At 35.7% G+C, this 22545-nt stretch carries 32 protein-coding genes and 1 pseudogene; 31 read left to right on the top strand and 2 right to left on the bottom strand.

The window, feature by feature from the left end; translation table 11 throughout:
- Window positions 1–353 precede the first annotated feature (353 nt).
- Window positions 354–1709 carry a hypothetical protein gene (locus UF75_RS15650; RefSeq protein ID WP_045575522.1) on the top strand — a complete coding sequence of 452 codons (1356 nt, stop codon included), beginning with the start codon at window positions 354–356 and terminating at the stop codon, window positions 1707–1709.
- Window positions 1710–2392: 683 nt separating this feature from the next.
- Here the strand turns inward: UF75_RS15650 and UF75_RS15640 are convergent.
- Complete coding sequence (locus UF75_RS15640) at window positions 2393–2548, bottom strand: DUF255 domain-containing protein (protein ID WP_082075177.1); 156 nt, start codon at window positions 2546–2548, stop codon at window positions 2393–2395.
- 482 nt (window positions 2549–3030) lie between these two features.
- Here UF75_RS15640 and UF75_RS15635 point away from each other — a divergent pair, with 482 nt between their 5' ends.
- From UF75_RS15635 to UF75_RS27240, 21 genes and pseudogenes are all read left to right on the top strand, one after another.
- Window positions 3031–3576, top strand: a complete 546-nt coding sequence (locus UF75_RS15635) for a GNAT family protein (RefSeq protein ID WP_045575520.1) — start codon at window positions 3031–3033, stop codon at window positions 3574–3576.
- Between the two features lie 53 nt (window positions 3577–3629).
- A complete protein-coding gene (yqeK, locus tag UF75_RS15630; protein ID WP_045575519.1) occupies window positions 3630–4253 on the top strand; it encodes a bis(5'-nucleosyl)-tetraphosphatase (symmetrical) YqeK in 624 nt (207 codons plus the stop codon).
- Window positions 4254–4305: 52 nt separating this feature from the next.
- Window positions 4306–4776: a GNAT family N-acetyltransferase gene (locus tag UF75_RS15625; RefSeq protein ID WP_045575518.1), complete on the top strand. Its 471-nt coding sequence runs from the start codon at window positions 4306–4308 to the stop codon at window positions 4774–4776.
- Between the two features lie 119 nt (window positions 4777–4895).
- Window positions 4896–5303 (top strand): GNAT family N-acetyltransferase, encoded by a 408-nt coding sequence (locus UF75_RS15620; RefSeq protein WP_242860258.1) that lies wholly within the window; start codon window positions 4896–4898, stop codon window positions 5301–5303.
- A 184-nt stretch (window positions 5304–5487) separates the two neighbouring features.
- Window positions 5488–5922 (top strand): GNAT family N-acetyltransferase, encoded by a 435-nt coding sequence (locus tag UF75_RS15615; protein WP_156146476.1) that lies wholly within the window; start codon window positions 5488–5490, stop codon window positions 5920–5922.
- A gap of 115 nt (window positions 5923–6037) precedes the next feature.
- Window positions 6038–6586, top strand: a complete 549-nt coding sequence (locus tag UF75_RS15610) for a GNAT family N-acetyltransferase (protein WP_045575517.1) — start codon at window positions 6038–6040, stop codon at window positions 6584–6586.
- Between the two features lie 161 nt (window positions 6587–6747).
- A complete protein-coding gene (locus tag UF75_RS15605) occupies window positions 6748–7311 on the top strand; it encodes a GNAT family protein (protein ID WP_052693322.1) in 564 nt (187 codons plus the stop codon).
- 84 nt (window positions 7312–7395) lie between these two features.
- Complete coding sequence (locus UF75_RS15600) at window positions 7396–8094, top strand: GNAT family N-acetyltransferase (protein ID WP_242860257.1); 699 nt, start codon at window positions 7396–7398, stop codon at window positions 8092–8094.
- A gap of 267 nt (window positions 8095–8361) precedes the next feature.
- The gene (locus UF75_RS15595) at window positions 8362–9123 is read left to right on the top strand and encodes a hypothetical protein (RefSeq protein ID WP_045575516.1); all 762 of its coding nucleotides are present in this window, start codon (window positions 8362–8364) and stop codon (window positions 9121–9123) included.
- Window positions 9124–9282: 159 nt separating this feature from the next.
- On the top strand, window positions 9283–10470 hold the full coding sequence (locus tag UF75_RS15590) for a hypothetical protein (protein WP_045575515.1): 1188 nt from the start codon (window positions 9283–9285) through the stop codon (window positions 10468–10470).
- A gap of 54 nt (window positions 10471–10524) precedes the next feature.
- Window positions 10525–11028, top strand: coding sequence for a GNAT family N-acetyltransferase (locus UF75_RS15585; protein WP_045575514.1), 504 nt, complete (start codon window positions 10525–10527; stop codon window positions 11026–11028).
- 49 nt (window positions 11029–11077) lie between these two features.
- Window positions 11078–11545, top strand: coding sequence for a GNAT family N-acetyltransferase (locus UF75_RS15580; protein ID WP_045575513.1), 468 nt, complete (start codon window positions 11078–11080; stop codon window positions 11543–11545).
- Window positions 11546–11585: 40 nt separating this feature from the next.
- Window positions 11586–11948, top strand: a complete 363-nt coding sequence (locus UF75_RS15575; RefSeq protein ID WP_045575512.1) for a hypothetical protein — start codon at window positions 11586–11588, stop codon at window positions 11946–11948.
- Between the two features lie 72 nt (window positions 11949–12020).
- The gene (locus tag UF75_RS15570; protein ID WP_045575523.1) at window positions 12021–12935 is read left to right on the top strand and encodes a TIGR01777 family oxidoreductase; all 915 of its coding nucleotides are present in this window, start codon (window positions 12021–12023) and stop codon (window positions 12933–12935) included.
- 68 nt (window positions 12936–13003) lie between these two features.
- Window positions 13004–13291 carry a DUF3953 domain-containing protein gene (locus UF75_RS15565; RefSeq protein WP_045575511.1) on the top strand — a complete coding sequence of 96 codons (288 nt, stop codon included), beginning with the start codon at window positions 13004–13006 and terminating at the stop codon, window positions 13289–13291.
- A 49-nt stretch (window positions 13292–13340) separates the two neighbouring features.
- Complete coding sequence (locus UF75_RS15560; RefSeq protein ID WP_045575510.1) at window positions 13341–13781, top strand: hypothetical protein; 441 nt, start codon at window positions 13341–13343, stop codon at window positions 13779–13781.
- A gap of 47 nt (window positions 13782–13828) precedes the next feature.
- Window positions 13829–14167, top strand: coding sequence for a hypothetical protein (locus UF75_RS15555; RefSeq protein ID WP_045575509.1), 339 nt, complete (start codon window positions 13829–13831; stop codon window positions 14165–14167).
- A 65-nt stretch (window positions 14168–14232) separates the two neighbouring features.
- Window positions 14233–14841, top strand: a complete 609-nt coding sequence (locus UF75_RS15550; protein WP_045575508.1) for a LysE family transporter — start codon at window positions 14233–14235, stop codon at window positions 14839–14841.
- A 148-nt stretch (window positions 14842–14989) separates the two neighbouring features.
- Window positions 14990–15400 carry a hypothetical protein gene (locus UF75_RS15545; protein ID WP_045575507.1) on the top strand — a complete coding sequence of 137 codons (411 nt, stop codon included), beginning with the start codon at window positions 14990–14992 and terminating at the stop codon, window positions 15398–15400.
- A gap of 131 nt (window positions 15401–15531) precedes the next feature.
- On the top strand, window positions 15532–15834 hold the full coding sequence (locus UF75_RS15540) for a Dabb family protein (RefSeq protein WP_045575506.1): 303 nt from the start codon (window positions 15532–15534) through the stop codon (window positions 15832–15834).
- A 123-nt stretch (window positions 15835–15957) separates the two neighbouring features.
- Window positions 15958–16104: pseudogene (locus UF75_RS27240) on the top strand (aminoglycoside 6-adenylyltransferase); the annotation flags it as partial.
- A gap of 193 nt (window positions 16105–16297) precedes the next feature.
- Here the strand turns inward: UF75_RS27240 and panB are convergent.
- The gene (panB, locus tag UF75_RS15535) at window positions 16298–17134 is read right to left on the bottom strand and encodes a 3-methyl-2-oxobutanoate hydroxymethyltransferase (RefSeq protein ID WP_045575505.1); all 837 of its coding nucleotides are present in this window, start codon (window positions 17132–17134) and stop codon (window positions 16298–16300) included.
- Between the two features lie 370 nt (window positions 17135–17504).
- Between panB and UF75_RS15530 the strand changes: the two genes are divergently transcribed.
- From UF75_RS15530 to UF75_RS15495, 9 genes are all read left to right on the top strand, one after another.
- A complete protein-coding gene (locus tag UF75_RS15530) occupies window positions 17505–18242 on the top strand; it encodes a SurA N-terminal domain-containing protein (RefSeq protein ID WP_045575504.1) in 738 nt (245 codons plus the stop codon).
- A gap of 73 nt (window positions 18243–18315) precedes the next feature.
- Window positions 18316–18510, top strand: coding sequence for a hypothetical protein (locus UF75_RS15525; protein ID WP_045575503.1), 195 nt, complete (start codon window positions 18316–18318; stop codon window positions 18508–18510).
- 248 nt (window positions 18511–18758) lie between these two features.
- Window positions 18759–19568: a hypothetical protein gene (locus tag UF75_RS15520; protein WP_045575502.1), complete on the top strand. Its 810-nt coding sequence runs from the start codon at window positions 18759–18761 to the stop codon at window positions 19566–19568.
- Between the two features lie 221 nt (window positions 19569–19789).
- Entirely contained in the window at window positions 19790–19951 is a 162-nt protein-coding gene (locus UF75_RS29180; RefSeq protein ID WP_197079428.1) for a hypothetical protein, read from the top strand.
- Between the two features lie 157 nt (window positions 19952–20108).
- A complete protein-coding gene (locus tag UF75_RS15515; protein WP_045575501.1) occupies window positions 20109–20615 on the top strand; it encodes an AAA family ATPase in 507 nt (168 codons plus the stop codon).
- A gap of 90 nt (window positions 20616–20705) precedes the next feature.
- Window positions 20706–21059 carry a cupin domain-containing protein gene (locus UF75_RS15510; protein ID WP_045575500.1) on the top strand — a complete coding sequence of 118 codons (354 nt, stop codon included), beginning with the start codon at window positions 20706–20708 and terminating at the stop codon, window positions 21057–21059.
- Between the two features lie 71 nt (window positions 21060–21130).
- A complete protein-coding gene (locus UF75_RS15505; protein WP_045575499.1) occupies window positions 21131–21415 on the top strand; it encodes a hypothetical protein in 285 nt (94 codons plus the stop codon).
- A 20-nt stretch (window positions 21416–21435) separates the two neighbouring features.
- Window positions 21436–21720, top strand: a complete 285-nt coding sequence (locus tag UF75_RS15500; protein WP_045575498.1) for a hypothetical protein — start codon at window positions 21436–21438, stop codon at window positions 21718–21720.
- Window positions 21721–21858: 138 nt separating this feature from the next.
- A complete protein-coding gene (locus UF75_RS15495; protein ID WP_045575497.1) occupies window positions 21859–22452 on the top strand; it encodes an MFS transporter in 594 nt (197 codons plus the stop codon).
- Window positions 22453–22545 lie beyond the last annotated feature (93 nt).

The following is a 22545-nucleotide window of genomic DNA, read 5'->3' as shown; positions in this document are numbered from 1 at the left end:
GATTTATTTGAGATGACATCAAGAGAAGCTAAAAAAGATATAAGATTGAAACCAGTGGTCGGTTAACTTATTTTGATTATTTGCAAGAAAATTTGACGTAATTCCCACAACCTATTTTCACAATTGGCTATATATTAATGAATATGTTAGTGGCTCAACTAGCAACAGGGTGGCTCATTTTCAGCGAGACCGTGGCTCAGTACAGAGGGAGTTGACGGCTCTGATATACCAAAATATTCATATTAAATCTTTGAATATGCACAAAGATTCGACAGATGAACTTTTCGCTTATGACTCTTTTACTAATTTTGCATTTAATCTTGATAGATAATTCAGTATTTTGAAGGTGTAATATGAAGATAAAAAACTTAAACTTTAAAACCTGGTGTAAAAATCATAATAACAAACACGATGCTAAATGGTGTAGAGAGTTATATCCGTGGGCAGTTTTTAATGAAATAGACTATGATGAGCAATACATAGGTATCAACCAGGAAATATCTCTAAATGGTCTTGTGTATAATGCAAAAATAATCGACACAGAATTTCAGGAGAATGGAAGGCTTAAATCAACATTTGAACTGTTCACAAATCAAAATTCGGGGAGAAAGAAATGGGAAGAAAGGTCCTGGAATAATGCATTTCAAATTGTGTATTCCCAAGATGGTGAATTCATCACGGTATTCACAAAGAAAGAGGACCCCTCAAAGGGGTTTGTATCAAAATTTATGAAAGGAAATTTTACAAAAATTGTAGAGAATAAATCCATACCCATTTCGGAACTATTGTTCAAATCCCTAATTTCATATATCGTTGAAGAAAACTATAAAACCGCAGAATATTTACAGAAATTCGAGTTATTACCGCAAGGGATTAGAGTGCTACAAGAACATAAACAATTCATAAATAAGAAAATGAAGTTTTATCCTTTATTTTCGGTAGGGAGAGAATTATGGATTACTTATAGTTTTAATGAAGAAAAGGCACATAGAATTGCTTTTTATATGGCTAATCAATGTAATCACTTTATTGTTGTATATTGCAATCCCACATATACAAAGCACCACCGTTGTACATATCTAAACACAGAAATTATTTCATTATATGAGTTAATTAATAGACTGTCTCCATTAACCAGAACAAAGTTTGAAAAACAAGTAAGGTTTCTTCAAAATCACTTGAATATTCCCACTGCCTATTCTAGGGGTTCACTTTTAGAGGAAATTAAAAATCCTTTTTTCTCTGAATATGAAATTATTAAATCTGATATAATGGAAGCATTAGGGATATTAAAGATTGATGTAACAAATGCATACGACGCATTTTACTATTTAGCGGCTATGAACTTAATGAATGCTTGGCTTAATAGAAAAAAGAAGATAAAGAATGGTATTTTAATGGAAAAAGAAGAAAAACTCTTTAAAAATATGTATTTTTTTAAGACGTATGTACAAAAAGTCATTACGAATTTGATTATAAACAATATCCCAGAGGTAGAAATTTTTATTGACAAGGATTTAGTTATAGTTGAGATTTTTAAAATTCAGTTTAGTTTTCATAACATACCATCTAATCAGATTATCTCAGAATTCATAAGAAGTAACAAATACAGACCAATTGAATGGTCTGGAAAAAGACTTCAACCAATTGCACCGTTGATACTAAATTATGCTAGGATGACTAGAAATGAATATTATGAAAAAGCATAATCTAATAAAATCTTAAGTGGCAATTTTTTAGTATTGATACGATTTGTTTTTTGGTGCGGGTTATGAAAAGAGGAGAGGTGCTTAAACCTGCCTGTGGCAATGGTTTCAGCACCTTTAAACTACTATCATACAATGAATATTATCAGTCACAATTTGTAAGCGACAGTTAAAGTTCATTGATGGAGTCATTTACTTTTAAGTATCGTTTACCGACCTGTCACCAGTGACATGTCGATAAACTACACTACGAATACCCAATAGTGAATATTTCGTTGAGAGAGTGCAGTCATCTCGGACAGTTAGAGCAGTCGTCACGGACTATGAGGGCAGGTGTCTCAGAATAGAGTGCAGTGGTGAAATTTAACAATATGTTAGGCATACTGACTACTCTGGGGTCAAACTTGACATGGGTCCCTACGAAATGTGATTCGATGGGTCGAGGGGCGTGGCTCAACGGATGCAAGTCTTTGGGGTAGCCCCACCCCTTAGTTTGAGGCTATCACATTCCGCCCCCATATCAATTTTTAATCTGGGGTCAGAGAACCGTTTAGATGGACTGCTCTTCGAACCAGGTGCACTGACCAATAATCACCAAGCTGTTCTGTTAAGTGCGAAAGGTGCTCAATTTGGCCGTGACAGATGCTCTGATTTACTGTGATACCTGCTCTACTGAAACGAAATATTCAAATAGATAAGAAAACAGGTTTATTCTCTGTTTTCGCTTTCTGAAAAGCCTCTTCACCCCAAGGATACCAATCAACGGGGTTATAAGCATGTTGGAGAAGGTAGGGTGACTTCTCATTAGCTAATCTATTGGGTATTCGGTTATTTGTAGTCATGGGAATCACCACCTTTCAATTTGAATTTTATAATTAAATGGAACTGATTAAATCTACCTCTATTTTTACATAATTTCCATTTCAGTCATTGTCTATCCGCTCCTTTAAAGACGATAAATTATTTCCTAATAGTAGAAGGAATAATTTCGAAATTATTTAATTATAGCAAGAGATGTTTGGAGGGGCTAGGTAGCAATTTTTCTTATTGAGCGAAGTCTTGAAATAGGGGAAGGGACAAAACGGTAAGGAGGGGAAACCCTCCTTTTTCCATCACAGTTATGTAATAAATTAACTAGCTAGAGCGTTGGATATAATGCTATGGCTAGTTAATTTCCCAGTATATAATTTCAGACATAGGAGGAATATACAGGAAATGTATAGAATTCCTCTTTAAGAAGTGATTTTTTGTAAATTGAGTGAATTATGGGGAATTGCAAAATGGATATAAAAGGTCAAGGCAATCCTAAATGAGGTGAAGTAGAATGGGTAATTTGCCAGAGCTAAAAAACGAAAAAGTATTGTTGCGAAAACCTGAAAAAGAAGACATTGATACTCGAATCTTATTTGGGACACCAATCGAATCTGTTAAAATGTGTGGCGGTGATACGAATAACATAAATGAATTTACCTTAGACGATGGCATTCAGTGGTATAACAAAATAATTGACCACCCGTGTAAATGGGTTATTGAGTATGATGGTTCCTGCATAGGTGAAGTAGCACTAACTCCATATAAACAAGACAATAAGGCAAGATATTCAATTGCTATATTTGAGATGTCTAAATGGGGGTTGGGAATAGGAACCGAAGTTGCAAAGATGGTACTTGATTATGCCTTCAACAGGATGAAATATCATAAAGTGTATTTGCGAGTTTTGGATTATAACAAAAGAGCAATAAGGTGTTACGAAAAATGCGGATTTGTTCAAGAGGGTATTGACCGAGAGGGTGCACGTATTGAAGGAAACTATGAAACTGATATTTATATGGGCATTATCGAAGATGAATACCGTAAGTTCTTCGTTTAGTTTAATTTATGAGATTAATCGGTTTGACGGGTTCTAGAAAGAGAGAGGTCTTAATGCAGAAATCAATAGCTAAGATATGTAAAGGATTTTCATTTTCGGGAGACATAGCTACTGATGCTATTGGTCTTCTTATCCATCATAACCGCCGTGATATTGCTAATCATGTTCTGGCTGTGGCGAACCAAGCTCAGTCTCTAGCCGATAGATTTTACGTCGATAAGGGGCACGCACTGCTTGTAGGATTATTACATGATATCAGCTTGGTTGTGACATTATCTGAGATGATTGAAACCTCACTTGAATTGGAAATAGAACCCATTTTGGAAGAGTGGCGGGTTCCATACTTGATTCATGGTAAATTATCGGCTTCAATCGCAAAAGTGGTATTTGGAGTGACCGACGACATTATATTGCAGGCTATATGTTACCACACTACCCTGCGAGCCAATGCGACGTTACTTGATAAGGTGTTGTTTATTGCCGACAAGCTGTCCTGGGAGCCAGAACATGCTCCCTTTCAACGTGATGTCAGAGAGGCACTAGGAAAATCCCTAGATGAAGCAGTCGGCTGTTTCTTAACTTGGACTTGGAATCGAAGGGATAGACTAGAGGCTGTTCATCCATGCCTTAACGAGGCTTGGTGTGAATATAGAAGTAAAGGGTTTTGCAAGACGTAAGTGAATTATAGCTTTTCGTATTTGTTAACACGTGGAAAAAGGATTGATAGCGATGGAAATACAGTTAATCAAAGCGACAACATCTGATGCAGAAGCTATGCGGATAATGCAGATAGAGAGTTTTACACCACATTTTCAACACTATATGGATGTTGAAACAAGCCCCGTTAATGAGTCGTTAGAAAAGATGATATATAGAATTAGCTATGAAAAGGGTTGCTATTTAAAAATAATGGTTGATAGCATACTTGCAGGATGTGTGTGGGTTCATGAACTGACACCAAAGTTATACCGTATTGGAATAATCTATATTTCTCCAGAATTCCAGTGTAAAGGCGTAGGGCAAAAGGCATTAGCAATTGTCGAGAGTCTATTTCCTGAAGCAGAGTCATGGGAGCTTGATTGTCCATCAGATATGGCAATTAACCGCAAATGTTATGAAAAGGTTGGTTACAGATTTACAGGTGAGACAAGGATTATTAACGATAAGCTTACTCTTGTATCTTACAGAAAGGGTATTTAGAAGCCCTGAATGAATCGAGTAGGAGAAAAACGATATGGTATACATCAATCTTAAAAATGATTACAGGATTGAATCTCTGACGATAGATAACCACCAATGATTGAAACTTTGAACGGTAAATGTTCGGATTATTACATGATGGAGTATTACCCTCAAAGAGGGAAGCGTTAGAAATATTCAACTCCTTACCTCCTGGTAAAAACTATGAAGATAAATTCACTTTAGGCATATATAAATACACAAATGAATTGGTAGGAATTATTGACCTTGTGAAGGATTTCTCCGTTAAAGGAGAATGGATGCTTGGATTATTGCTTATTGAACCAAAAGAAAGCGGTAATGGATTAGGCAAGCTGATACATGAAGCATTAATTCAATGGGCAACCACTTTAGAATCAAAGTCTTTTCGAGTCGGTGTGATTGAAGATAATTTTAGGGGGAAGAAATTTTGGTCTGATTTAGGGTATAAAGAAATTAAGGAAGTCACGGTTGTTAAGCCTGAAATGACACATCTTGTAAATGTATGACTTACCAAATAAGGAGACATTAATGTTTGTTCTCAAACTCTATTACTCAGTATTAAATATGAGATGCCAAACTACTTGGCGGTTAGCGTTGGAAATTAGCCCCTTCCTTTGACCTGAAATTAGATTTTCCCAGCCTTTCGGCTTTTATTGAGCTGTGAACTATTCCTCTTTTGGAGGTGTAAATTTGAAAATTATCATCAGAGAATGTGAGCTACAAGATTATGTCGATATAGTTTTACTTAATAAAAATGAAATGGGTTATAACTACCCTGCTGAAGATACAAAGGGTCAGCTTGAACGATTACTTAGGGATAATAACCATAAATTATATGTAGCCAAAGTTGCTGACAAAATAGTTGGATATATTCACGCAAACAATCACGATTTGCTCTATGCACCACATCTGAAGAACATCATGGGTATTGCCGTTTCAGCCGATTTTAGAGGAAAAGGTATTGGTAAAATGCTTTTGAATGAAGTTGAGAACTGGGCACGTGATACAGGTGCTTGGGGTGTACGATTAGTATCAGGAGCAACAAGAACTGGTGCACACGCATTTTATTTGGCTTGTGGATATACTCTCAAGAAAGAACAAAATAATTTTAATAAGATATTTTGAAAACCCCTTAATGAAAGCGAAAACTAAAGAGCGTAAGTGTTTAGAGACATTGAGATATCGCTATATGTGTAGAAAATTTAGGGTAAGATACCTGATTTATAGAGGAAGGTTAAGAATGAATATTTACATTGAAACTGAAAGACTTGTATTAAGACAATTTACGATTGATGACGCTGAAGAATTGCACTCTATCTGTACCCAACCTCATGTATTAAAATGGATGCCCGATTGGGAAATATCCGTGGAAGAAAGAAAGGGATGGATAAGATGGGTGGAAAAGGAGTATCTAAGAGCAAGCAAAAATAGTGTAAGAATAATGCTTGCTGTTACACTTGAATTCAATCAAAAACTTATAGGTATGGTCGGCATTGGAAATAAATCGGAGGTAAATAACGAAATAGAAATAGCATACTTTGTTTCCGAAAAATATAGCCATAATGGATACATAGGTGAGGCTGTAAAGGCAATGGCAGAATGGGTATTCTCCAACTTAAAAATAAATTATCTAATAGCTATTGTCGAACTTGATAATATTCCCTCCCAGAGAGTACTTGAAAAGTGTGGTTTCGCCAAACTTGAGACAAGAATGGTTTTGAACTCTGGAGAGACTGAAGAAAAGCCATTCTATTATTATCGCATGTTTAATACAGAGGCGGTCATCTAAAAAGCGTAAGCCTTAGCTGTTTACGGTATTAGGGTTACAATGAAATGAATCAGAGAGAGGAAACCACAGTGTATAAGTATAAAATATTTATACTCCTTAAAAATAGTGCTGATTAGACATCCAGGGTTAGCTTTAGCGGGATGGAGGGGGAGGATGAAATTATGAACGAAAATAATGTTATGCGAGTATTCTCAGATGTAGAAACGAAAAATCTTGTTTTAAGACCGATTTCAATGGCCGACAAAGAAGGAATATATAAGCAATTCAGTGATTGCGAAGTATGCAGGTTTTTGGTGGATGCTGAGCCTTTTACAAGCATGGACGAAGCGGAAGAGCGTATCAATTGGTATATGCATCCCGAGCCCAGAGACCATCACAGATGGGTTATTATAAGAAAAGCCGATGGTGCATTTATTGGTACATGCGGGTATCACAACTGGGATAAGAATAACAACATTTGCGAAATTGGGTATGATTTGAGCAGTGCTTATTGGGGAAAGGGATATATGACCGAAGCTTTAAAGGCGGCCCTGAAGGTTGGCTTTGAAAACATGGGGCTCAATAGGATACAGGGATTTGTACATCTGCAAAACGAGAAATCTATTAATCTTGTATTAAAGTTTGGTTTTAAGCAAGAGGGCATAATCAGAGACAAGCATTTTTTCAGGGGTAAGTATTATGACCATTACTGCTTTTCTTTGCTAAAGAGGGAATGGCAACTCTAGAAGAATTTCCTGTTAAAGGTTATTCTTCATAGGTTTGTATAAAGTACGAAAGGAAATTTTTTAAATCGTAGGGAGAGCACTTACATGGAATTAATGAACATCAACGGGAAAGATTATGAATTTGTTATTGGATACGGGAAAAGCAATGAACTTAGAAGGTCTCTAAATGATTTAACACAAAAGATATTTGGATTTGATTTTGAACAGTGGTATCAAGACGGATATTGGAAAACTCAGTATATACCTTATTCGTTAATAGATGAAGATAAGATTGTTTCTAACGTATCCGTTAATATCATGGATTTTAAAGTTTTTGGAGAGGAGAAACGGTATATTCAACTTGGGACTGTAATGACCCATCCCGATTACAGAAAGAAAGGCTTATCGCGAGTGCTGACAAATAAAGCGATTGCTGATTATCGGGAAAAGTGCGATTTAATATACTTGTTTGCAAATAGCTCCGTGCTAAATTTCTATCCTAAGTTTGGATTTGAAGAATTAAAGCAATATCAATGTGTAAAAATGGCGGACTCAATTTACCCAGATGGTTCTGTCAAAAAGCTGAATATGTCGGATGAGAATGATAGATGCCTCGTAATTAACAAGGTAATGCATGCCGCCCCTGTTGCTAAACTTTCTATGTGCACGAATGCAGAACTGATAATGTTTTATTGCACCTTATTTATGAAAGACAACGTTTACTATTTGGAAGATTATGATGCCGTTGTAATTGCTGACTTTGTGGAAGATACGTTGGAAGTGATAGACATTTTTTTGCTCTGAAAGTATTCCGTTAAATAGAGTACTGAACGCTATGACAAACAAGAGCGTAAAAAGAATAGCTCTTTCCTATACTCCTCTAGATACTTCTTCATTTGAAACAATATTACCTGAGGATGAGGATACTTTATTTGCAATGGGAAAAGACCTACAACTGCTAAAAAGCAAACAATTCATGTTTCCGAAATTATCTCATACATAATTGAAGGAAGCTTCTAAGACAAAGCGACATATTCAAAAGCAATACCAATTATTAAAGAGGTAGATAAAATGGCAGAGAAGCGAAATGGATTTTTTTCGGATAGCGGGGAAATTGAGCGGATTTATAAAAAGAAGGATTACAAACTAGAGTTAGGAAAAGAAACTCAGCATTTTATAATTTATTGCACAGAAACAGACACGACATGTATCGATAAAGTGTCTGATGTTCTTGAAAAGAATTATAATAGAATCACCACTAATTTTAATCAACAACTTCAGGAGAAATTGACGATTGAGATTCATTCAGACCTTAATCAACTTCACATCGCTTTAGGATTTCCAAATGCACCTGATTGGATAAGAGGGGGGATTAGGGAGGGTAGAATTGTAATCGCGTCTCCTTTAAATCCACCTCCAGGCTCAGGATTCGATAACGTATTAAATACTGCCGTCCACGAGTTTGTGCATATCATAGTAAATGAAATAAATGAGGATACACCCAGATGGCTGAACGAAGGAATTGCATGTTACGAAGCAAAAGACAATACCGAAAGCTGGATAAGAAAAACCGTTAAGAACGGCTTAGAAAGTAATACGCTACCTACATTCAAAGACTTAGATACTGGTGAGGATTTTGAAACCTTTTTCAAACGTAATGGATATCAATACTCATACACCATAGCAGAATCAATAATTGATGTGTTTGGTTATGATAAGTTACATAATTTAATTAAATCACCTAATAACTTTGTAGCTATTTTTGGCATGACAGAGGACCAAATGCAAAGTAAATGGATTGAGTATATTAAGAAGAACTATCTACTGGCATAAATTCTCAAATTTATATTCGTTTTAAGTGCCTATGCGAATTTCCCATACTCAGATACCTGCAATTCTTCTTGTACGAAGTTCATATGGGTGCTTGGAGATAAGCTGTACGCGAGGCCCTATTCCATAAAGATTTCCTGCCATTGGAAAGGAGTCCTCGTATTGCATATCAAGTATTACAATTTGGTTTCTGGCATTATCCTCCTTATGCTTATGTTGACAGGCTGTGGCAATTTGCAATCAAGTGGTGTCGGCAATAGCCAGAGTTCCGCCCCCTTAAGTAGTAATAAGGCGTTTTCTAACAATGACACTAATACCAGCAAACTAAGTCCGAGAACATTGAGTAACTTAGCATCGATACACATGGTTAATGCAATGACGGGGTGGGCACTGAGCCAAGGTTCTTTACTGAGGACAGTCGATGGAGGGGTTAGTTGGACTAATGTCACCCCAAATGGTGTTGGCAGTATGAGAGAAGGTACATTATCGGTTTATGATGCTCAAACTATTTGGGTTGTTTTCAATAAAGAATTGTCAACCAGCATTACTGTTTACCGTACCACAGACGGAGGACAAAAATGGGAAAGAGCCGAGATTAAAACGACCCCGTATTATGGTAGAGTAACTTCTCTTGATTTTATCGATTTAACTCATGGTTGGTTATTGGCAAGCTATGATGTTTCCATGGGGTCGGAATCGGTAGAAGTATTCCAGACGAATGATGGTGGTGCATCCTGGAAGTCAAATGCCTCGGCGATTATCAATGAGAAAGTGTCTAAGGATTTGCCTTTGGCAGGTTCTAAAAACGGACTAGTATTTTCAAATCAGAAAAACGGCTGGCTAACAGGCTTTTCTCATGGTGATGGTATTTGGTTGTATAGCTCATCAGATGGGGGACGGACATGGTCTCAAAAAACTATTATAGCTCCACAGGGTTATCACACTGATGGAGGGGCTGTAAGTACTGAACCCCCACATTTCTTTAATCAAAAAGAGGGAGTATTGCCCGTTGAATTTAGAGGTCAGAAACCGCCAGCATTAGTTTTCTATAGGACTGAGGATGGGGGATTAAGTTGGACTTCGACAACTCCAGTTCAGACAGCACAAGAGTCGCAAGAGTATAGGGGATTTCATTGGAGTATTATCGATGCTACACATGCTTCAGTAAGTGACGGCTATCAATTATATTTTACATCGGACAGTTCGCACTCGTTCGTCTGCATTACACCGAATATTAGTCTGGAAAAGCTTCAGCAATTGGATTTTACTTCAGAAAAATTAGGATGGGCAATTATTGACGGTGTCTTATGGAAGACAATCGATGGTGGGCATACATGGGTTCAGATTTAAAGTCCAGAGCTAATCATTAACCCTGCTTAGATACAATCGGAGGGAGTTAACACATTGGAAATTACCAGGGCTTCAGAACAACATCTCGATGAAATCCTAAAATTGTGTAGGAATTGCTCACAAAACATGAAACGTAAAGACATTGACCAATGGGATGACATTTATCCCAATAAGGAAATATTTCAAGAAGATATAAACAACCATTCTCTTTATATTGCTGTGCATGAAGAATCAGAAGAAATTATAGGTTGCATCGTTCTGAATAATGACCAGGAACCAGAATACAAAGCTGTCGAATGGTTACATGAACAAGGAAAGTTTGCAATTATTCATAGACTCATGGTACATCCAAACTATGAAGGAAAAGGTATAGCCAGAAGTTTAATCGAGTTTGTAGAGAAATTAGCTAAAGAAAATGGATGTACGGCAATTCGCCTGGATGTCTTTAGTGAAAACACTAAAGCAGTCAATTTTTACAAGAAACAGGGTTACAGAGTATCAGGGAAGGTCAATTTTAGAAAAGGAGAGTTTCTTTGTTGCGAAAGGATAATTTTATGAGTATATATGTGGGCTTAAGGAATAAGAGTTTTGCTAGGGGGCGGAAGATTTGGCGGATGTTCATTTCGTTGAAGGAAGTGTGGAACTACTAGATAAGGTTGGTTTGCTTTGGAAGAAACTCAATATCCATCATCAAACAATTTCCACCCATTTTCGGGACAGCATGGCATTGATGACTTTTGACCAAAGAAAGGCATCTTGGCTAAGTCGGACAGAAACAGGACAATTAAGAATTGACATTGCAGTTCTGCGAGTGCCAGAGGAACCTATTGGTTATTGCGTTACAACGATTGACAATGATATGGGGGAAATCGAGTCATTATTCGTGGACGAAACATATAGAAAAATGGGTTTGGGGGCTGTCCTCATGGAAAGGGCACTTAATTGGTTGGAGCAAAACTCTATAACAAAGAAAAGGTTAAATATCGCAGTGGGAAACGAACAAGTACTAAACTTCTATAGAAGGTTTGGATTTCATCCAAGAGCTATTATACTTGAGCAACGGTTAAATGATTGAAGCCTGTGGAAGTTGAAGGAAAATCCTGGGGGGGTCTTAAATGAAGAACAAAATACCCGCCATTTTTCTTAAAGAAATAATGCTACTATTCGCTGAAACCTTGGTCATTGTATCTCCCAGCTACTATGCCTTTAGCCTCCCTAACTATGGAGGAGAAGGGATTATACTCATGCTCTTGTTCATAATTTATCCTGTACTTTCGGTTTTCATAGGGATATTAACCTTCAAGTTGAGAATGAGTACATGGATTAATGGCGTTATAACAACTCTGGTATTCTTGGGGCTGTTTGCGAGCTTGTACAATTACACTGCCTATAGTTATATTCCCTTTTACCTAATCCTCTATTTTATCGCCCTAAAGGTAACAAAAATACTTACTCAGAATAATACAGTCAATATATGAATTTTATTAGTGGTAAGGGCTAATGTCTATTACTAAATAGTTTCGGTTAATTTCATTCTGGAGGTGGGAAAGATAAAAGTTTTAATTTTTGGTGGTACGGGTTATGTTGGAAGAAACCTGACAGAGAAATTACTTGCTAATGGATATCAGGTATACGTAGTAACGAGGAATCCCTCAAAAACCACAAATAGCTTAGAAAATGAAGTTAAGGTAATTGAATGGGACAATAGTTCCCCGCTAACTTCTATTAATAAACTACAGGAAACAGACGTAGTAATTAACTTAGCGGGTGAGTCAATCGGTAATCGTCGATGGTCTAAGACAGTCAAGCAGGAAATATTAACTAGCAGGATTAGAACTACTGAAGCCATTGTTACAGCCATAAATAATCGCATCATTCAGCCCAAAGTCTTAATTAACGCTTCAGCAGTTGGTTATTATGGAGACCGCCAGGATGAGGAGATAACTGAGTCCGAAGAAGCAGGGGAGGACTTTCTGGCTCAAGTTTGCCGAGCTTGGGAGAACGAGGCATACAAGGTTCAAAGCGATTTGACCAGAGTAGTAACTATTCGGATTGGCGTAGTATTAGGAAGTGAGGGTGCTCTCAACAGAATGGCAATGCCCTTTAAATTTTACTTAGGCGGTCCTTTAGGTAAAGGAAATCAATGGATTTCGTGGATTCATATTCAAGATTTAACGAGTATGATAAGGTACATAATCGAACATCAAGAGCTAACTGGCCCTATAAACGCAACAACACCATACCCCATGCGAATGAAAGACTTCAGTAAGATTTTAGGTGAGGTATTAACTAGACCGTCTTGGTTGCCAATGCCTGAGTTTTTATTGAGAATAGTATTAGGAGAAATGGCGGAAATGTTATTACATGGACAACGGGTTATCCCGAAGAAACTTCTTAACGCTGGTTTTGAATTCAAGTTCCCGAAGTTAAGGTCTGCCCTAGAGAATGCTCTTGGGAATAATTAAATAGCTCACATCATTATATTAAGTACTAAAAGATATTTGTAGTAAATAGAGAGTTGGGTGGTTGTGCGTTGATAAAATTCGTGTTGGAAAAGGGACTGTTTAAAATCCTATATAAATTCTTTTCCGTTGTAACCCTTATTTTTGCTGTTTCGGGATTTTTTAATATGGAAAACTGGTTTCTTCGTATTTTTATGCAAGGGAGTCTTAGCTTAATGATGCTATTTATGGGTATGGATACTATTTTGCAGAGAAAGGAAAATTATCAATCAGGCTATTTGTCTATAGGAGCAGGAGCATTTCTATTGTTAGTTATGATTGATACAATTGTCGTTGGTTTTAAAATAGGTGCTTTTTAAATCTGAATCAGAACATATTTGAAGTAACTGTACGAAAGGGAGGGTACTTGTGAAAAGATTCATGGGTTATCTATTTTATACCCTATTCGTCGGTGTCATCATGTACTGGGGATTTATCCTTGGTCAGAATTTAAGAATTCAAGCTGGAAGAACATTTCACCCATTTCCTTTATATATTTTTATGGCGTTATATCCTATAGTGATAGGAATGGTTTTAGCAGTGCCAGGATTATTTCAGCGTATTCGTCAAGACGGGAAATGGAGAATTGACTGGCAGATGCTTCTCCCTGTAGGTATTCCAACATTCCTTTACAATATTAATCTCGTATTGTCTCTGTTAATTCAAAGACCACTTCTGTTTAAGTATGACTGGTATAAATTCATGCTTACAGACCCAAGAAGTCTTGACATCAGTGGGATTGTTTGTGGTTATGTTTTACTATCATCCTGGATTCGGACACCTTCAGATGAAGAAAAAGATTTATCTTAAAGATAGGCGATTAATTTTTTGGTCGAAAAAAGGACGGATTTGAGAACATGACGAAAAGAAAAACGTTTCAATCTATCGCCTTGATACTGTGTATCAGTCTTATCGTTCTTGGAATTGTTTGTGTTTACCGAACTCCTTATGGCGGTACACCTGAAAAAGCAATTAATGTTTACTTGGACACTAACACAAGTAGTTATCGGATATTAGATGAAAAGAAAGATTCGTCATTTAGTTTGAGCTCTACTCGATATGTGGCAACAGTAGATTGTAAATATAATTGGCGGGGAAGTAATCAGGGAAGGGTTGACGGGGTAAACATATACTTCTTCGACATGAAGAAGTCGGATAAAGGTTGGTATGTTGCTTCGGCTAATAGTGGTCCGTGAAAGTAAAATCTAAGGATATAAAGCATATTGGTTAAATCAGCATTAATTATTTTGGAGGCTTTTCTGTGATTACAAAAGGATTTAAGCTAGGGATGATGTTGCAGTTTGCAATAGGACCAGTATGTGTCTTTATATTCACCTTGGGAGGAAATAGGGGATTACTAACTGCTGAATTGGCTGTTTTAGGCGTTGCGATAATTGATGCACTTTACATTTTGTTAGCGATATTTGGAATTGCATCATTTATTGATAAGGAAGGTGTAAAGCAGGTACTTAAACTGTTTGGTGCAATAATTGTTGCAATATTTGGGTTACATATCATCGTTGGGACATTTGGATGGGAAGTTTTGCCGAATTTGAGCTTGTTCAATGGGATTAGAACAGAAAATTCGTTTATTGAAGGAATGGTTTTGACTGCATCAAACCCTTTAACGATACTATTTTGGGCGGGAGTCTTTTCAACCAAAATAGCTGAAGAAAAACTAACAAGAAGTGATGGTTATCTCTTTGGCTTAGGTTCTGTATTATCAACAATATTCTTTTTGACAGTCATCGCGGTCATCGGAAGCATTACACGAAAGTTCTTACCCGTTTCTATAATCGCAACGTTTAATTTTACTGTTGGGCTAGCATTAGTATATTTTGCTATCAGGATGTTTTTCAAAAAGGCTTAATAACACCCCGCATTACTTTCCAACAAAGATGAATTTGTTAAATTGGCAAAAGAAGTTCTTGCCAAGTAGTGCCGTTATCTTGGCAATTACTAGTTTATATAAATGCAACAGATTTGTAGGTACTGTAGATTAGTTGAGGGGGGATTTCATGAAGAAACCTACCATAATTGTAATTGACTTAGTTTTAGCAATTATTGTAATTTGTAGTATTGGTATTTATGCCAGTGAATCCAAATTGCCTGCTGTAAGTAATGAGGTTATACAAAATGCCACTTCCAAAAGCATATCCAAAAATGGACTGGAAGATTGGACTATTACAATGACGCCAATATTAGGAACAAGTATTCAGTACAATGGCAACTCAGAAATTCAAGATGTAATGATTAAATTCTCTACAGGCATCACTCTTAAAGTTCCTACGTTACAGCCAAAATCTCCAATTGAATCGCAGGGAAAGAGTACTTTTTATATTGGCAAGGTCAATGTAAATATAGAATGGGTTGATAAAGGGCAAAAGCACAGCGGAAGTATAACTTTTCAAATAGACTCAGTTAAATAACTTTTGGCACTCTTAAATCGTTCCAATTACCGCCCCACCTCAGTTTCAGGGGTCATTAGTAGATTCCAGTTATCGATATCCTGGGACATATTCAGTTATCTCGATTAAACTATATCAAGAAGGTGAGAGATTTGATTAAACATATTGTAATGTGGAAATTGAAGGAATTTGCTGAAGGGAAAAGTAAATCGGAAAATGCCAAAATATTAAAAATGAGTTTAGAAGGTCTATTAAATAGTATTGCTCAAATTAGGCATATTGAAGTTGGTATTAATATCAATCAGTCTGAAAATTCATATGATGTTGTCTTATATTCAGAATTCGATAATATAGGAGATTTAGTCTTATATCAAAATCATCCTGACCATTTAAAGGTTTCTGAATTTGTTAGTAAGGTTAGAGATGAAAGAGTAGTTACGGATTATGAAGTTTAAAAATAATTGCTTCGCATTTTCTTAAACCCAACTGCATAAAGTGATGGCCACTTTAGTTTCAGACAGCATGCGTAGGATTGAAAGAACAGTTATTCTGGAGGCTGAAATGCGTAAAAACAGGAAATGTTTGATTCAATATTAAATATTGCACACAAGGATGAAAGAATTCATGCAGTTCTTTTAAGCGGGTCAAGAATAAACCTGAATGCTATCAAAGACATCTTTCAGGATTATGACATTGTGTATGTTGTTAAAGAAACAAAGTCATTCTAGCATTGCTACATAAGTATACGATTTTAACCTCTTTTTCCGTTTAAATTTGAAAAATGCTGATTACCCTTAAAAAAGAATGGTGAATCAGCATTTTCAGGTTTGCGAGACAATATTCAAGCAATAATTTTTCTATTTATTCGTTCACTCTTTTAGCTTTTTTCTTAATCTCTGATATAGGAAGTGGCGGTGTTCATTCCCTACAACCGTAAAGAGTCTTTAATTCTTCTTCTTTCATCGTAAAACTATGCTGGTCATCAGGGAAAAGTTTGTTTCGTACTTCGTTAACATATGCCTGTAGGCCGTCAATAATTTGTTTGTCAACATTTGCATATGGTTTAATAAATTTCGAGACGCGTTCTATTCCGTATGTGAGAATGTCATGGTATACAAGCACTTGTCCATCAGTATGAACACCTGCTCCAATCCCTATCGTAGGAATGGACAGTAAAGATGAAATTTCTTCGGCGAGCTGTCTTGGAACTAATTCGAGTACAATTGCAAATGCCCCTGCATCCTGACATCGTTTTGCATCCTCGACTATTTTCCTAGCACTTTCAGCATCTTTCCCCTGAACAATAAATCCGCCAAGGACTCCCACTGATTGTGGAGTAAGCCCTAGATGAGATACAACAGGAATACCAGCTTTTACAAGTGCTTCGATATGTAAGAGCACTCCATCAGCTCCTTCAACTTTTACAGCATGAGCACCAGTTTCCTGAATAAGCCTTGCTCCGTTTAAAAGTGTATCCCTGACTGATAGATGATAGCTCATAAATGGCATATCCACAACTATGAAAGTTTTGCAAGCTCCACGCTTGACTGCCTTAGCATGATGAATCATGTCTTCCATCGTCACATAGACGGTTGAATCATAACCGAGCACAACATTGCCAAGAGAATCACCAACAAGAATCATGTCCACATCTGCTTGCTCTGCTTGCTTGGCTGATGGATAATCGTAGGCAGTTACCATGACAATCTTTTTTCTTTGATTTTTCATTTCCAAGAAGCCTTTTGTTGATTTCATAATTTCTCCTCCTTTTTTCAGGAGAGGTGAGAAAACAATGTTCACATAAAAGAAGTTCCTTATGCCAGAAGGAACTTCTTAAATATAACAGTTTTTCCCTCTGTCCTGGCCCATAACAGGTCTAGGCAGAACCATATAAATTGTTCGGGTTCCATAAAAAGGTGCAGTTCTAATGATACTGCCCAAATTGAGTATATCAGGTTACATTTAATTTGGCTATTATTAAATCGTTTTTAACTCAATCGCAAAATTCATATGCCGTGACGCATTGGTAGGATAAGTGCAAAATATAAGAAACGAGTGACTAGCCGTTTTTGTTAAATACTTTGAATGAAAGATGATATAATTCATACTGAAAGGAGGAATTTGGTTGTTAAAGAAGATTTTATTATATGCTATTCCTGTGATATTCTTGGGTTTATTTTCGTCTGGTTGTAACCAAAAAATTGAACAAGAAGCACAGACCAATAACCACATCCAAGTTGTTCAAGGTACTGTCGGAAGCACTACTAACATAGAAACCCCTGAGCTCAATAATATAAAAAACATTAAATATCCAGATGTAGTTGCCGAGGTGGGAGATACCAAAATAACTGGTTTACAACTAACGAGGGAAGTAACAATTAAGCAAAATGATTATGTTAATAATATGAAAAAGCCACAGGACGAATCCTTTTATGAGAAAGTTGCATTAGGCTTGTTAGTAAAGAATGCTTTAATAGATAATGAGGTAGAAAATCAAGGAAAAACCGTAACAGCTGATGAAGCTAAATCATATTTGGAGCAACAGGAAAAATCGATGGACTCGTTACAGGATAGTGACTTTGCCAAAATAACTTACAATAAAACTATTAAAGACAATGGTTTTAGTAACGCATCTGATTACATCAACTCTCCAGGTATAATCAGTATAACTCAGATATTTTTGGGCAGGGGAAAACTAAAAAACTCTATATTACAGTCGATTCCGAAAGGACAGAATGAAGCAACAAAGGCCTGGGATAATTATACTGATAAACTTATAAATCAAGGTAACTACAAAATTTATTTACCAGTTGATATACAAGGTTATCGGCAATTAGAAGAGCAGGTCGTTTTAGGAAAATAGCCTTTTGCGAGCCGAGTAGTTAATTGCATTATTCTTTTGGGTTAATATCGTAACAATAGGGGGATGACCTAATATGCCTGTAATAATAGAAATATTAGCTTTTCTGCTTTTAGGTGTATTTACGGTTTTCCTTAATAGACTTTGTAATCAATCCTCTAAGAAGTTGTATTTAGAGCTACTTATAAAGCTTGAAGAAAATCCTGATGATAAAGCAATAAAGGCTAAAATAATAGAGGCTGAAAGAGCCTGTAATCGATTCTATCGCTAGAAATTTTGAATGCAGGGTGATTATTGTCACAACTCCTTTATTTATTGAACCATTTAAATAAAAATTATGGCAACTTAACTTCACTAAAGACCCAATTACCGAATCTGTATTAGAACATCTTAAAGCTTCTAGTTATTCTTGATTTCGTACGGTATTCTACTTGCTAACTGAACTTAACAAAATCCATATGTTGTGACGCATCGTAGGATAAAAATCTTACGAAACTAATTATATAAGGAGCAGTATAAATGATTAATGTTTCTATTTATGGAGCAGGCCATTTAACAAAATCATTGCTTACAGGTTTGGGCAGAGTATCAGATGCAGAAATTTCAATATTTAACCGAACCGAGTCTAAAATAAATGATTTAAATAGCATTTATAGTAACCTTGAAAAAACGGAGAGTTTATATGAGCTGATAAAGGAGAGAACGATTCTTTTTTGTATTGTTTCAGTAGATGCCATAATAAATTTGGATTTGAATTTTATTGAAAAGTTAAAGCAAACAAATTCTATTCTTGTTTCATGTGCAAACGGGCTATCTTTAGAGTTATTAAATGACAAGTTTAGTGGTCTAAAGGTCATTAGGTTGCTCCCCAATATAAATTGGCAAATTTGTGAAGGTGTGAGTTTGTTTGATTGCAATGATAAAGTAACAGAGGGAGAACTAAATGATTTTCATAAATTTTTAAATCCAGTAACAAAATTATATCGTGTTAAAAATGATATGAATTTCAATAGAATAGGTACTCTAACTACCTGTTCACCAGGCCTATTCTGTACAATATTAGACTATTTTAATGAATACTTTAACATTGAAAGCCTTGATGAAAAAGAAATATTTTATGAATCATTAAAAGGGACAATTGATTATGTTTTGGATTCAAGAAAAGACCCCAAAATAATTTCTTGTGAAGTAGCGAATAAAGGTGGTCTAACAGAGGTCGGGATAAAAGCTATACAACAACAGTTTCCATTTTGTATAGAACTTGTATGTACGAGTATGAAAAATAAAATAGAAGAAAGAAATGAGAAGGTTAAAATATTAATAAAATAAATTTCTCAATATATTTTATATATTGAGAAGGGGTAGAAGATACTTAACTTTCGTCGCATCATTCTTATTAAGCGTAGGATAGGATATCTAGCTTCGCATTGGTATTATACAAGCCCTTGGTCTCTACGCTTAAACTGCTAATTATTCTTATACTGGTGACCATCGGTAGGATAATGCAAACTAATATTATATATATTTGAAAACAAGGGGGGGTAGTGGAATTGGCAAAAATACTGTCAAATGTATTTGGAATATTAACAATATGTGGAGCAATTTATGTTTTGGCTACTGGCGGGAAAGCAAATGCTGGTTATGCTGTAATCCCTATGGTTTTGAGACTAACGTTTAATTCGATAGCACACAAAAAGCCCAAAGATAAATAAACATTATAGGTTATCAGGCGATAAAGCCAATTTCGCATTTTTCTTATTTTGTGCCGATACAATGGACAGGTTGGACTTCACAAAATCCATATTCTAACTATTATTTTAATTTGCATTCGTAATATATTGCTTAACACATAAGGGGATTAAAATTAAAATGAATAAAAAATTAATAATAATTAATGGAACTATGGGTGTCGGAAAGACTGAAACCTGTAGAGAACTAAATAAAAACCTTAATAATTCAGTGTGGCTTGATGGTGATTGGTGTTGGATGATGAATCCTTTTACTGTAAATGATGAAAATAAAAATATGGTGATAAATAATATAACGTTTTTATTAAGAAGTTTCCTTACTAATTCATCATTGGAGTATACTATATTTAACTGGGTTATGCATCTCGAAGATATTTTTAATCTTATATTACAACCTTTAAACGATTTAGAATTTGAGGTTATTAAGATAACTCTTACTTGTTCGGAAAAAGTTCTAAAAAAGAGAATAGTAAAGGATATTCAACTTAATTTGAGAGATGACTCATCAATAAATCGAAGCATTGAACGTCTTGAATTATATAATAATATGTCCACAGAAAAAATTGATACAACAGACCTTTCAATATTAGAAACTGTAGATAGAATAATAGAAATTGTCCAGGAATAGATGCGAATTAATCACAAAAATATAGCGTAGGATATCCTGACTAATTGATAACTTCCCGTTAACCATATTTTATAATAGGTGGTTTTAGGTGTGAGAGATTTCCCAGAGTTTATGAAAAGTAGTTTAAATCGTATCAGCAGTAAGGAGCAAAATACAAAAGATATTGAAGGCTATTTTTACAATGGTGCAGATGGCAGTCAAATGGCGTTTTGGACATGTCATTCTGACAGAATTTCCAAGAAACATACTCATGAATTTGTTGAGTACATGGTTTGTGTTAGCGGACAATATACAGTAATAATGAATGATAAAGAGTATGTTCTTAATCCAGGTGATGAAATTCTTATTCCAAAGGGGACGGAGCAATGGGGAAAGTGTATTGCTGGAACAAGAACTATTCATGCATTTGGTGGAAAGCGAATTCATGGAGAAAGCGAAAGTTAATCTACGTCTGTAGTTGTTTTATTTTTTTGAAGTCGATGAAATTTAAATAATCCTAGGAAGAGGTAATCTATTTGGATAATGAAAACAGAATTATAGACCTTAATAGCCGTAGAAAGGAACTTGACTATAATATTGGCGAGGATGGATATGAAGATTGGGAAGATGACTATGAACTCATTAGCAAGGGGGATTACGAAGGATTAAAAAAGCTTAGACAGATGATGGCGGAGAATAACCCCAAGGATATTTACGCACAATGGCGTTTGGGAGAGGCTTATGTTCTATGTAAAGAGTACGAAAAAGCAATTGATTATTTGAAACCGTTATATATAAACACCCTGATAATGAGGATATAGGACATTCGATTCTGGATGCTTTGTTTGCGTTAGGAAAAGGTGAAAAAGACTTCAATTGGATTTCAGCTCCTAAAATATTAAGACTGAACAAGGAAACTTCTGATTTTTGTTATGATTATCTAAAAGGAAAAAGGAAAGGGAGAGAATTGGACGACGTATATTGTCAATTACTTGTAGATGGATATCTTATTTTTAACGAAGAAGAATTGCTGAATCATTTGACTAAAGATGAAAGGTTTAAATTTCAAAACGATACTTATATTCAGGGCACAATATTGAGGGTTAAGAAGAGAATGGAAAAATAGGCTTAGTAGAGGAAAGGCTGTATTCTTAGTTTAGGGAACCAAATAATTCGAATAAGTTCTTATGCGTACAACTTATGGAGGATTTCCCATATAAACACAGAATAGTATAATGGATGTCGTAGAGGTTGGAGAAGGAAAATGACTGTAAAAGTGTTTCAAAACAGGAGCTTTGTACTTTATATCCTTGGAAGTACGATAACTTTGATAGGCGACCAAGCTTTAACAATTGCTCTTGCTTTATATATGCTGAAATTAACAGGCTCGGCGGCTCAATTTGCAACGGTTATAGCGATTGGTGCATTTCCGACGATGGTGTTCGGGACTATTGCAGGTTCATTAGCGGACAGGTTCGACAAGAAGATAATAATAATAGGACTGGACATTTTTAGAGGTGTACTGTTAACTGTTATTTTTTTAAAAACCTTTATTTCACAGCCCTCTGAAATTGAGATATATTTTGTGGTTTTGATTATTTCGATATGCGAGAGTTTTTATATACCTGCTGATGCCTCTATTATACCCAACATACTGGATGAGGATGCCCTAATACAGGGAAACACTATAAGCTCCATGACTACCCAGATTAGTCTGGTAGTAGCACCTGCTGTAGCGGCAATGATATATGGAATATTGGGGATAAGCTTTATTTTTTTGCTAGACGCTATTACATTTTTAATTATTGCCTGTAGTTATGGTATTTGTAGAATTGAAACCTCAAAGAAATATAAATAAGCAAAATACTTTATTAACAAATATCCTGGATGGTTTTAAAATTTTAAAGATAAGAAATTTTGAGCATAAGTTTAAATGCAATTGCTAACACAC

Origin of the sequence: Desulfosporosinus sp. I2 (assembly GCF_000960765.1) — a bacterium.
In the GTDB taxonomy this organism is placed as follows: domain Bacteria; phylum Bacillota; class Desulfitobacteriia; order Desulfitobacteriales; family Desulfitobacteriaceae; genus Desulfosporosinus.
Note: the sequence above shows the minus strand (reverse complement) of the source record. Positions and strands in the feature narration are given on the sequence as shown.